The 13169-nt window shown below is 53.0% G+C and carries 4 protein-coding genes; 1 reads left to right on the forward strand and 3 read right to left on the reverse strand.

The features are described from left to right. Positions 1 to 51: 51 nt before the first annotated feature. The 3 genes from ACR9ZN_RS05930 to ACR9ZN_RS05940 form a co-directional block, all read right to left on the reverse strand. Positions 52 to 11478 (reverse strand): DUF4214 domain-containing protein, encoded by an 11427-nt coding sequence (locus tag ACR9ZN_RS05930; RefSeq protein ID WP_481271597.1) that lies wholly within the window; start codon positions 11476 to 11478, stop codon positions 52 to 54. A 60-nt stretch (positions 11479 to 11538) separates the two neighbouring features. Then, the gene (locus tag ACR9ZN_RS05935) at positions 11539 to 11817 is read right to left on the reverse strand and encodes a hypothetical protein (protein ID WP_481271598.1); all 279 of its coding nucleotides are present in this window, start codon (positions 11815 to 11817) and stop codon (positions 11539 to 11541) included. A gap of 590 nt (positions 11818 to 12407) precedes the next feature. Next, positions 12408 to 12692: a helix-turn-helix domain-containing protein gene (locus ACR9ZN_RS05940; protein ID WP_481271599.1), complete on the reverse strand. Its 285-nt coding sequence runs from the start codon at positions 12690 to 12692 to the stop codon at positions 12408 to 12410. 107 nt (positions 12693 to 12799) lie between these two features. On the opposite strand from ACR9ZN_RS05940, the gene ACR9ZN_RS05945 reads away from it, so the two are divergent. Continuing rightward, positions 12800 to 13144 (forward strand): hypothetical protein, encoded by a 345-nt coding sequence (locus tag ACR9ZN_RS05945; RefSeq protein WP_481271600.1) that lies wholly within the window; start codon positions 12800 to 12802, stop codon positions 13142 to 13144. Positions 13145 to 13169 lie beyond the last annotated feature (25 nt).

Genomic DNA, 13169 nt, shown 5'->3' on the forward strand with positions numbered 1-13169 from the left:
CGGCGGCATTGTCGGTCGGGCTGCCGCGGCAAGCCCGACCGGGAGCACCCCTCAGGTGAAGTGGAAGTTGCCCTGCTGCAGGCTCGACACCGTGGTGTTCTTCAGCGAGATCACGTCGTTGGCGTCCGCCGTGATGATGGTATCCGCACCCGACTGCGTGGTGTGCGAGAGCAACGTCGCCCAATCGGCAAAGACCGTGTGATCGATGTTGATCTGGTCCGCACCGGTACCCGAGGCCTGATATCCGATGATCGTATCCTTGCCGAAGTTGGGCGAGAACACGAAGGTCTCCGACGTGCCGGTCACACTGATCGTAGAGTTCGCCCCAGCATTGATGACGTCGTTGGAGCCGGTCAGGGTAAGTGAGGCGTTCGCACCCAGATTGACCGTGCCATTGGACATCGTCGCTTTCTCGCCGGTCTGGGAGGCGTTGAGCGTGTTGCCGGTGCCATTGACGGTATAGGTGCCGTTGGTCTGCCCCAGGTTCAGGACGTTGTTGTTGCCGTTCACCGTCATCGAACCGCCGGATCCCATCCAGACGGTGCCGTTGGAGATGTTCGCCGTATTGCCCGTTCCGGACGCGTTAGAAACGACAGCGCCCGCTCCTGTTGCCGTGAGCGTATTACCGGTGCCCAATACCACGCCGGTGCTGCCGCTGGCGACATTGAGAGCATCGTTGTTGCCGATGACGTTGATATAGGCGCCCGCAGCAACGTTAACAGTAGAAGAACTCACCGTTAAGGACGATGCGTATCCATTGCCATTTATGATAGTGCCGGTACCAGTGGCGGTTATTGGCGCTGAATTTCCATTCAGCGTTATGGAATTGTTGTTACCAGCGATCGTGCCTCCAGCTCCATCCTCTACGGTAATGTGGCCGCCGCCTCCGGTGATCGTGACCTTCTCACCAGCTCCTGTCATATCGACAATGTCAGTCGCGCTCGATACCGTTACCTGGCCTGTCCCTTTGATCTTCACCGTGTCATTGGTGCCGGTAACGGTAGCAGTAGCACCATTCTCGATGATAATGCTGGCATTCGATACATTCACTTGATTGGCCGTACCAGTAACGTCGACAATCAAGTCAGGTCCTGACGCCGTTAAGGTATCGGACGTTCCCAGATTAATCGTGTCACCGTTGCCCGTAACAGAAACAGAAATACCGTTTTGAACGTTCACAGTTGAATTCGAGACGGAGATCGTATCGCTGGAGCCCTTGACGGTCAGCACGTTGCTCGCACCGACGATTGAGACATTGTCCGAGGCCCCTAGGACAATCGCATTGCCACTGCCAGAAATCGTACCCGAGCTCGAATTTCCGAAGGCAATGTTTGCATTCGTGGCATTAACCGCCTCAGACGTTCCCGTTATTGTCAACGTCGAACCAGAGCCGACTGTGACCACATTGGTGTTGCCGACAACGGACAGCGTACTCACAGAATTCATCGTGATATTGTCACCGGACCCGGTGAGCGTCCCCGAGGCACCAGCAGCCACCGTGATGGTCGCATTGCCGATCTTCACCGTGTTGTTCGGGCCGCTAATGTCCAACGCTGCAGTGCCATGAACGTTGCCGATTTGAAGATGCTCGGCGCTACTGGCCAGAAGCATGACCATGTCCGCTCGGGTTACTGTATTGGCGTTGAGCTGCCCAAGCCAGAAACTCGCTTCACTGGATGTCGGCAGCCGTCCCAGTGCGTTAACGAAGAGTTGAGTAAGAAAATCACCATTCGACAGCGTCCCGTAACGCGACGCAAATTCAGGAAGAGCGAGCAGCTCCGCGGCAACCTGCGGCTCCGTGCCGGCGCCGGTGACGATCTGCGTGACATATGTAGACAACTCCGCCGTCGTCGGTTCACGATCAAAGGCGACATCGAACAAGCGATTTACAAATTGCCCCGCGATCACCTTGTCGGTCGTGTGCACATAGCCTCCCGTTACCGCGACACTGTCCTCATGTTGATTGCCTGTCGCGATATGCTCGGCGCTGTTGGCCAAGGTGACGATCATCCCAGCCCGCGTGGTCGCGCCGGATGTCAGCTGTGACAACCAATTGGTCAATTCGGTAAGAGAAGCGCTACGACCGAAGGCGTTACGATACATTTGCTGAACGAATTCGCCATTGGTCAGCGAACCGTACTTTCTCAAGAGCGTGTTGTAAGTCATCGTAGTGACTATTTCGTTCTTGCCCGTCATTACATAATTAACATATCCGACGGCATCAAACTTATTTCCACTTACGAACTCTGCAATAGTATTTTTCTGAATATCTTCGGCGTCTTCATCCAAAATTACATCATCAATCCGACTCTGAAAATCATAATATATCGAAAGTATTTTTGAATCCATCGTCTGAGTCAGATAAAACCAAGGAATTCCCGAAGAGCGGTAGTGATTTGCTTCGCTGTCGAGATATGAATATGTATCTACCCCGTTGCTATTTATCTTATGCTTCGCGCCAGACCAACATGAATTACTCCAAGCCGAATAACTACCCTGTACGATATCAATATCATCTTGATAAAGAGAAATCTTGGTGCCCGCAGGTATATAAACGCTAACTCCGTCTCCAGCACCCATTTCACCAAGCGGAATCTGCGTGCGACCGTCTGCACTTGTCCAATTGCCTTGCGCAGGCGCTTGTTGACCCGTGTACCAAGCAATACCGTCAGTATAGCTTTTCTGCTCTAACTTTGAACCGTCTTTGGCAGTTGTGACTGTATCGGTCTCATCGGTCTTGCCATCACCATCCATGTCCAGCTGTCGGGTCGTGATGCTTCCATCGGCACTCGTTGTCGTCGTGGCGCTGCTTTTCAGCGTGCCGTTGGCGTACGAAAGACTATCGCTCACCGTCGTGGAGCCGTCGTTGTTGACGACGGTCAAAATGCTTTCCGTTTCGTCGATAACTCCGTCGCCATTCAGATCCATCTGGATGGTCTTGGCAAGGCCGTCCGCGCTGGTCGTAATAATGGTTCGGTCGCGCACGGACACGCCGTTATCGAGGAAGCTCGTGATCGTTTCGACCTTACCCCCGTCGGCGCGCGGGGTCGTAATATCAGTCTTAAGGTTGTCGACGATGCCATCGCCATTCACATCGACCGACATCGCGACCGATAGGCCATCGGCACTTGTCGATCTCACTGTTCTTGCTAGCAAATTGCCATTGGCGGCATAGTCCGAAAGGGAAACCGTCTTGATCCCCGTGGCATCCGTTGCATCGACTTCGATCTGATCGAAATGACCATCGCCATTCAAATCATGTTGCAACGTCTTCGTCATGCCGTCGGCGCTCAGTTGAACAACATACGTTTCCCGTAACAGACCGGTCGTCGTATAATAAGAGGTCGTATCGACAGAACTCCCGTCTATATTTTTTATTATCGTTTCACGACGCTCCACCACGCCGCCAATCGTAAGCGTATCGACTTCTTGCAACCCGTTTGCGCTGGTGACTTTCGTCAGGACATCCGTCACCGAGCTGATCTTGCCACCAACGATGTTGGCGCCATCCGTGATCGTCTGGGTCTTGGAACCATCTGCATTGAAAACCGTGACGTCGGTCGTCGCCTTGGGGTCGCCTCCCGTCCAAATCGTATTCACACTAAGGCCGTTGGCCGAGGTCGTAATCGCGGCTTGCGTCAGCACGCCTCCATTGCTTGCATAATCCGTCTTGGTCTCAGTCTTGCTGCCGTCAGCCTTGAGAACGGTGACCTCCGTTTCCTTCTCCGTAAAGCTCGTCACGACACCGCTCGCATTGACGACAGGATTGATCCACTTCGTCATCGACAGACCGTTTGCACTGGTTGTCGTCATGACGGTTGAGGTTGTCATCGTACCTGCACTGGTGACCGATCCTGCCGTGACGGTCTCGGTGGTCGAGCCGTCGGCGTTCGTCACGGTTTTCGTCGTCTTGTTCGGGATTGTAGAACCACTGGCGTAGTCGGTGGCGGTTGAGGTCAGGCCATCCGCCGATGTCACTGTCACAACCTTTTCGGCCTCGGCGTTGTTGGAGCCGGCGCTCTTGATCACCGTTTCCGTCTTGGAGCCGTCGGCGTTGAGCACAATGACATCGGTCGTCGTCTGCTGGGGCGCAGTTGCATTGCCGAGATAGATCGTCACCGTTTTCGAGAGACCGTTTGCGCTGGTCGTGGTTACGGTCTTGCCGATCTGAACCGAGCCGTCTCCGCTATATCGGGCAACCGTTTGTGTGGTCGAGCCGTCAGCATTGATGGCATTGGAGGTTTGCTGTTTTGCATCGAAGACACCATCGCCATTGGCATCCGCCTGCACGATTACGGCCTGACCATTTCCGGACGTCGTCGTCACCGTTCGCGACAGCAGTACCGTTCCGTCAGGAGAGTAATTCGACACCGTGTCGACAGTACTTCCGTCGGCCGCCTTGCCGATCATCTCCACGATGTCATAGCCACCATCGCCATTCTCATCTGTCTTGATCGTCTTACTCAAGCCATTGGCGCTGATGGTGGTCTGCGTCTGCTCGCTCAAGGCCCCGCCAGCATTGCGATTGCTCACGGTTTCGGTCTTAGAGCCATCGGCATTCAACACAATAATATCGGTAACAGTTCGATCGAAAGTTCCGTCGCCATTTTCATCGATCTGGCTGGTGATCGACAACTGGTTTGCTGAGGTAGTCGTTACCTTTTGAGTGATCAGGCTTGTTCCCGCGCCATTGAATGTCGAGAGTGTTTCGGTCTTAGACCCATCGGCATTCAGCACGGTCGTGTCAGTAACAACCTGATCAAACACACCGTCTACATTGGCATCGACCTTGCTGGTCCCCCTCAGCCCATCGGCGCTGGTGGTCACTACAGTCTGGTTCGCTTCATTGGCAGCGGCCGTGCCCGAACCATGAAAGTTGGTCGATGTCCGCGTCGTCGAACCGTCCGCATTGAGAACGCCTGTCACAACGCTGGTTGCATCAGTCACACCATCCCCATTCGCATCCTGCGACGTTGTCGTCGTCAGGCCATTTGCGCTTACGACAGTGGTGGTCTTGCTAACGAGCGCGGTACCGGCGGGGTTATAGGTCGACTGCGTCGTGGTCTTCGAGCCATCCGGGTTCGTCACCGAACTCGAAACCGTCTGGGCCGCGCTATTGGTGTCGACATAGGTCTTGGTCGTCGTGCTCAATCCGTCGGCGCTGACTGTGGTTACGGTCTTGGCGGTCTGGACCTGATTGGCGCCACTCAGCGTCGTCCTTGTGTCGGTTGTCGAGCCGTCCGCGTTCGCAGCCTTGACGTCAGTCGTGGTCAGATAGGGTGACGCCTGATTATCCAGGTAGGACTGCACCGTTCCGGACAGGCCGTCAGCACTTATGGTCGTAACGGACTTACCCACCAATATGGTTCCGCCGCCATTATAGTCCGCCACGGTCTGGGTTTTCGAACCGTCGGCATTGAGCACGGTCGTCGCGACTTCCTTGCTGTCAAAGGTGCCTGAGCCATCGACGTCCTTGTAGACAGTTTTAGTCAAGCCGTTCGCACTGGTGATCGTCGTCACAGTCGACAGGGTCTGGGTACCTGCTGAATTGTAGGTCGAGACGACATCGCTGATACTACCGTCCGCGCCAACCGAGATGTCTTCCGAGGTCTTGCTTAGATTGCTGCCACCTTCGGTGGTCCACTTATGGATGACGGAGCCGTTGGCGCTGGTTGTGGTTACAACCTGATCAATGAGAGTACCATCTTTGCCCCTGCGGGTAATGGTCTGCGTTTTAGAGCCATCCGCATTCAGTGCAGTGCCGTCTGTTGTCGTAATGGCAAAACTGCCATCCGCTTGCCAATAGCTTTGTGTTGTCTTGGTCAAACCGTCAGCACTGACCTTGGTTACCACCCGATCGATCAGTGTCGTTCCAGAACCGTTATATGTCGACAACGTCTCCGTCTTCGACCCGTCCGCATTCAACGTCGTGACATCGCTGCTTTGATTGTCGAAGGTCCCATCACCATTCGCATCAATCTTTGTTGTCACCGACTGACCGTTCGCGCTGGTGACCGCGATGACCTGGCTGGTTTCGTGGGCAGCATCGGTGGCTGCCCCGCCATAGGTCGTTGTTGTCTGCGTCTTCGAACCGTCGGCATTGAGAACAAGCGCGACCACTTTGGTGGTGTCGATTGTCCCGTCACCATTGGCGTCGGTCTGCGTTGTCGTGGTCAAGCCATTGGCGCTCTGGGACGTAACGGTCCGGTTCACCAGGTTCGCGCCATTCGGACCATAGATAGAAATGGTCGTCGTCTTCGAGCCATCAGCATTCACCACCGAACTGGAGACCTTCGCCGGCTGCGAATTGGCATCGACATAGGACGTAATCGACTGACTCAGGCCATCGGCGCTGGTCATTGTCACCGTCTTGCTCGTTTGCACCAAACTAGTGCCGCCCAGCACGGTGACCGTCTCGGTGGTCGAACCATCAGCGTTTAGGACTTTTACATCCGTCGTGGTCGAATAGGGTGATGCCTGGTTGCCCAGATAGGCCTGAACCGTCATAGACAGGCCGTTGGCACTCGTCGTCGTCACCTTCTTACCGATCTGGACCGTACCGTCGCCATTGAAGTCGGCAACGGTTTGTGTCCGGGATCCATCGGCGTTTATCGTCGTAGAGGCTATTTCCCTACTATCTGCTGCGTTGTTACCCGAGACATTAGCGATCACCGTCTTGGACAAACCATCGGCAGAGGTAATCGTCGTGATATCAGACAATACCTTCGATCCATCGGCCGTATAGGTCCAGACATCGTGCTGGATACTGCCGTCAGTGCGCACATAGGTATTCTCGTGGCTTCGGACGGCGTTGGCATCATAGGGGATGGTCCACTTTTCGACGTGATCCCCAGCCGCATTGGTATTGGTGACGGTCTGGCTTATCATAGTGCCATTGGCACTCATCGTGTTGACCGTTTGTTGGGTCGAGCCATCTGCATTCAAGGTGGTGACATCGCTGATGGTCACATCCACCGTGCCGTCACCGTTGATGTCCCGGGTGGTGGTCTTTGACAGGCCGTTACCGGAGGTCGCGACTACAGTCTTATTGATAATACCCAGGTTACGATTGTAATTGATTATCGTCTCTGTTTTGACGCCTTTGACGTTGATTTGTGTCTGATCGATGGATTGGCTATCCGTTAGGCCATCCCCGTCTTCATCATTTTGGGTTGTGATGAAAAGACCATTGCCACTCGTTGTAACAATGGTCTGATTGATTAAGGCTCCATTGCCACTGTAGTTCGCCTTTGTTTCGGTCTTCGACCCACTAGCATACAGCGTGACTAGATCGCTGGTCGAACCGTCATAGATACCGTCGCCATTAAGATCACTTTGAACCGTCGTGCTCAGCCCATTAGCACTGATCGTCGTCGCTAACTTATCGATCAAGCTACCATTGGCCGCAAAGTCTGAGATTGTCTTTGTCGTCGAACCATCAGCATTGGTGGTGTTGACCTGGGTCTGATCGACATGACCATCGCCATTCTGGTCTAGATTCACCGTCGAAGTCAGGCGGTTGGCGCTGGTTGTCGTTACAGTCTTGGAGAGCAGCGTACCTGCACTGCTTATTACCGATAGGGTCTCGGTGCGGCTACCGTCGGCGTTGAGTATGATGGCATCCGTCGCTGTCCGGTCGACGGTACCATTTCCATCGAGATCCTGCTGCTTCGTCTGAGTCAGCCCATTGGCCGAGATCGTCGTGATCGATCTGTCGACCAGCGTGCCGTTGGCGCTGGTGTCCGTCACCGTCTCGGTAATGGAGCCATCCCCGTTCTTGACGATGACATCAGACTTAACTGCATCATAGGTTCCATCGCCATTGACATCGGACTTGGTCGTTTTCGATGAGCCATTGGCCGAGGTCGCAATCTGCGTACGGTCGACCAGCGTGCCGCCTGGAGCAAAATTCGACGTGGTTTGAGTAGTCGTGCCATCGGCGGCAGTTACGATCGACGTGGTCTGATCCGCTACACTGTCGCCGTTGGCGTCGGTGGTTACGGAGATCGACTTCTTGTCGGCGCTCGTCGTCGTTACGGTTTGGCTGATAAGCGTGCCGTTGCCACTTTTGTCCCAGACAGTTTGCGTTCTCGCGCCATCGCTGGCGATCACCGTGCCGTCGAAACGGATCTCGTCGGCCGGCCCATCGCTATTCCAGTCGAAGTATTCCGTCTTCGACAAACCGTCCGCGCTCAGATTGACGACATGAATGGTTCGTTCCGAGCCGTCCGCGTTCGAGTCGACGATCCAGGTTGAAATGGTCCCGTCCGCGGTCACACTTCTCGTGGTCTTCTCCACCGTGTCGAAATCACCATACCCCATGTGGTCGATCTGGATGGTTGAGGTAGCACGATCCGCGCTGATGGTCGTGACCGTCTTGCTAGGAATAGTCCCGTTGCTGCCAGTATTGGTAACGGTCTGTGTCCGGCTGCCATCGGCATTCACCACGGTCACATCGGTCGTGATCTGATCAAAAGTACCGGAGCCTGCATGGTCTGTCTTCGTCGTCTTGGACAGGCCATCTGCGCTGGCTATCACCTGCACTTGGCTGATTGTTGCGCCGTTGACGGCGAGGTTCTTGGTGGTCGTCGAGGTCGAATGGTCCAGATTGGTGACGAAGACCTGTGACTGATCCCAGATGCCGTCACCGTTCTCGTCGACCTGCGTCGTTACAATTTTGGTATCGGAACTTGTGGTTGTCGAAGTGCGGTCCTTTAGCGAGCCATCAACATTGAAGTTGCGGATGGTCTGGGTGGATGAGCCATCGGTGTTATTAGTTGTATTGACGGTTTGCGAGTGGTCAAAGACACCGTCACCGTTGTCATCATATTTGATGGTCTTGCTCGTGCCGGCCGCGTTTGCCGTGACAACATTCTCGAAGGCCTTCGAGCCATCCTTATTGTATCCGAGAATATCTGTGGTGACGGACCCGTCAGCGCTCGTGGTCTTCGTTTGATTGACGATATAGCTGCCGGATTCCGTCGCCAGAATGGCATCTCCGACCGCGCCAGTCGAACCGTCGGTGCGCGTGAAAGTCGTCGTACCGGTGATGGCGGAACCATCGTTGAAGGTCTGCCCACTCCCAGTCGGAGTGAGATCGATCGATTGGATGCCAAGGGAGGCAAGGCTCACCATCTGGCCGTCGACCATCACCTTGAAACTGGCCCACTTGGCGTCACCGGCGTCGAGCTTGCCGTTGTGATTGGTATCGAAGATGTTCTTCAACGCCTCAAGGTCGCTATCGGCGGTCGAATCCCATTCGGTGAAAGCATATTCCTGGGAATTGCTGATCTTGCCGTTGCCGTCGGCATCGAAAACGAGCACGCCATCGCCTGCCCCTGCCCAGGCCGTACGGCTCTGATAGCCATCCCCATCCTGGTCGATGAACTGGCTGGATGACGACAAAGCGTCGATGCGCAGGCCGTCGCCATTCAAATCCAGAATAACGGGAAAGCCGAAAGAGATTGATATGCTCGGGCCATTGAAATTCCCGCCGGCAAAACCTGGATTATATCCAATAGTTACGCCTCCGCCATTACTGATCCCGCCATAGCCGTTATTGCCAATGAACTGCCACCCTGAACCCGTAGAGAAATTGGCGGCCAGTTGATAGGGGGCAGACGCGGCTTGGTGGAAGTTCGCGACCTGTTGAGCATAGGAGTCGCTGGAAGACTGCCAGAAGCTCTGGAGATCGTGGAGCAGGCTGCCGCCCATCGCTGCCAGAGCACTCTGATTGAGACCGGGCAGGCTATTGCCTGCGAGGAATGCGCTCGTCTGCGAGGCAGCATCGATCTTACTCCAGGCCGAAGCGGCACCTGCATCAGTCAATTTACCTAACGCAATCGCGCTTTCCCACATTTGTACCGGCGACTGGCCCAGGAATTCGGAATAGGGATCGATCGTGTTCGGTTCACCCGTATAAGCGGCAGGCCACGGGAAGTCGGGCTCGGTCAGCCGGGCAATGGCCGAGAAGTCACCATTATCCGCAGCCCAGCCCAACGGCTTAGTAGGGTCGAAGGCAAAATGAATGACCGGAGACTGGCTTGCCCGCATGAATCCGGAATAGCTTTCGGGCAGCACGCCAAAACGTGATGCCGAGGGCGCAGCGATCGACTGAGCTGCGGGTGAGCCCAGATAATTCTTATCTTGAGCGTTCTGAAAAATTCTTTGGAAGGCTAAATATTCGACCGCTTGCTGAAAAGTCGTATTTTGGTTCGCTTCTGAAAATGATGGATTCTGACTTAGGTGAATTTTACCATCGGGAGTTTCTCGAGCGGTCGCAACTGTCCACCACGCTTGGCCTAGTGCGATCGCCTGGGCTCTAGCTAAGGCTTCATCACCATGGTTTGCTGCCAGTATTTCATCCCAATGGTCCCAAACCTGACTTGGAACAGTGTGAATGGGATCGTCGCCCCCCGTAACAAGAGATGGAGCCAGAAAGCCCAGTGCGCCTCCCGCCGCCCCTAGCAACGGTGTAGCAATAGGTTCAAACGGCCCAAAAGCGAAACCACCAGCTGCTCCCAGTTGAGCGCCAATGTAAGCGCCACCAAGTCGACTAGCTCCTTCACCAACGACACCGGCCGCGTCGAGATACTTACCATTATAGGTAAGATTACCAGCCGAGTACAGTGTTTCTCCGACATAGTACGTAGTTCCGACGGCGCCCACTCCCCGAAGGAGCCCAGACAGAACCTCCCCCGTCGCGCCAATTACATTTTCTGCTGTGAGTGTATATCCCGCCCAATTTCGGAGTGAAGTTACATCTCTAGACATTGCGCCGATTACGTCGCTATCGGACACTCCCTCCGAATACAGATTCCAGATACTAGAACTGTTATATCTCTGTAGTTGGAAATCTATATTTGCAAGCTTTTGGCTGACCTCCACCCCCTTAAACTGAGAGGTCCCCCGATAGTTGTCCAAAATACTCTGAAAAGTATTAGCATCTACGCCATACTCTCCAAGATAGCCTACCTCACGAAGTATATCTGCACTAGAAAGAACGTTAGACTCAAGAATCGGAACCTCCAGAGGAGATCCCTTCAATAATTGCCCAACACTATTTTTTTGAAAATATCCATAGTGGGTATCGAGAGAGAAAAATTTGTCATCACTGAATATATAAGACTCAATTCCCCTCGACCATAGCGTGTTTACCGCCTCAGCCATCGAAATATCACCGGAATCCTTTATTTTAGATCCGGGATTATTTAATATATATGTCTGTAGCTCTATATATGTATTAGTGTTTATAGTACGAACCGTGTAATTACTTTCCCACGAACTTTGAATGATATTTCCTGTAGCATCGACCTTGCCAAGAGGGCCTTTCAGCATCTCATCACGGACGACATCCGTCACTGCAAGGGCTAAGCCGCGCTTTGCAGCGTATGATGCCAACGCATCGAGAAGAGGCCTCCCTCCGTTTTGGTACGCAAAAAGCAAAGAGTTATTGTCAACTAACAGTATTCCAGCCATTTTGCTACACTCGCCACATTCAATTATCAATAAATAACTCGATATGAGAAATTTATATTTTTATTTATTCATCTTATTAATTTGGACATATCTTCGTATCTCACCAAAGAGAGAACCTAAATCGAATTGCGAGCGGTTGGGAAAAACTGTAGACAGCTCCACCACAAACCCCCGATGAACCTCGTCGGAAATCACCTCATCTGCTCGCTCTTCCCTAAGATATTGATTCCACAAAGAGGGAACATTAGCTTCTAGATAAAGTACGGCCTCTTCTACAACCGACCTTGCCCATGACCAGCTTTCATCTATTCTCTTTTTGGCATTCTCTTCTGATTCCACAATCGCTCCATATTTTTAAGGAATGTATTATATGTAAATAGAATGTATTCCTATACCCACATCAACATGAACCCCATCGCGTCATTTTGTATATGAAACGGCGGTCATTACAATTCGGTAATGTGTTCATTTTGCGCGAGAACGCAAGTCGAAAATTGTCGAGCGCGAATCCAGAGTCTGCCGACAGGTAACAAGATACTTTGTCCAGCTTTGCGATAAATATTGAGAGAATGAAAAACCGAAACTCCGTCCTCTCTCGCACTTGCCCATCAGCGCTTAAATAAAGATGGTATATCTACAGATAAATTCTCATTTATCCCTAAAAACGACGATTCAAATTATAGAAACAATAGTATAGATTAATAATTTTCGCATTATTATAAATAATATTATTAAACGAAAGGGACTGATACGTATACTGCAGCCGCAAATATCTTATATATTCCTTCCATAAGGCGCCAACGTTTCTGATAAATCCGAATATCGGCTTAATTCTATCGTAAATGCGTTGTCATTCAAAACTAAAGGACCTCTGGCCCGCTACGGCCAGACCACGTCAAGCAGGCGACCAAAAGTAATGCTCTAGCGAACTAAAGCTTTTTTAAACGTACGCCAATACCACCACCATTTTCGGGAATGAGTTCGATACCGGCATTTTCAAGCGTTTTTTGAAGGAGGTATCGTGTTCCGGTTTGAGGAACAGACCGATCATTCTCGAAATTACGAATGGTAACAGCACTCACGCCAGAGCGAACGGAGAGTTCCTCTTGCGTCCATTTCAATAGCGCCCGTGCAGCGCGACATTGACCAGAATCCATACCACAAATTGATGTTAGCTTGCGAAAATCGCAAGCTATTTCGGAAAACGTTGACAATGGCTTTCTAAAAACAGACAATCCTTTCGTTTTTAGAAAGCGGCCGCATCAAGTGGGCGAACACTTGATACGGCCTGACCACAACCAAGCTGCAAGGAGCTCGGATCATGGCTGATTCCGACCATAGCACGACTTTGTCTTTCGTCACCCGGCGACGCCTGCTGATTGGCACGACCTTGACCACGCTGGCTTGGCCATTTCAGGCCAAGGCGCAGGCAGCCGAACTGCGGACTGGTCACGACAGCCCTGACCCAGCACTGCTGGCGTGGCAGGCGTGGAAAACCGTAGCGCTCAGGACCGAAGCGCTCTGCCACAAGCAGCAGCGTCTTGAGACGAAGCTCGTTAGGGAAATCGGCTTCCCCCGGACCACACTTCGCCTGCCGGGGGAGCAGCGAGGCGCTGGAATTCTTCTCGCCGGAAGACATCGAGGCGATTTGTGGCTCAGCCCCTGAGATAGCTGACCTGCGTACGAAGGCC

This window comes from Labrys sp. HAY1-8F (genome assembly GCF_056754975.1).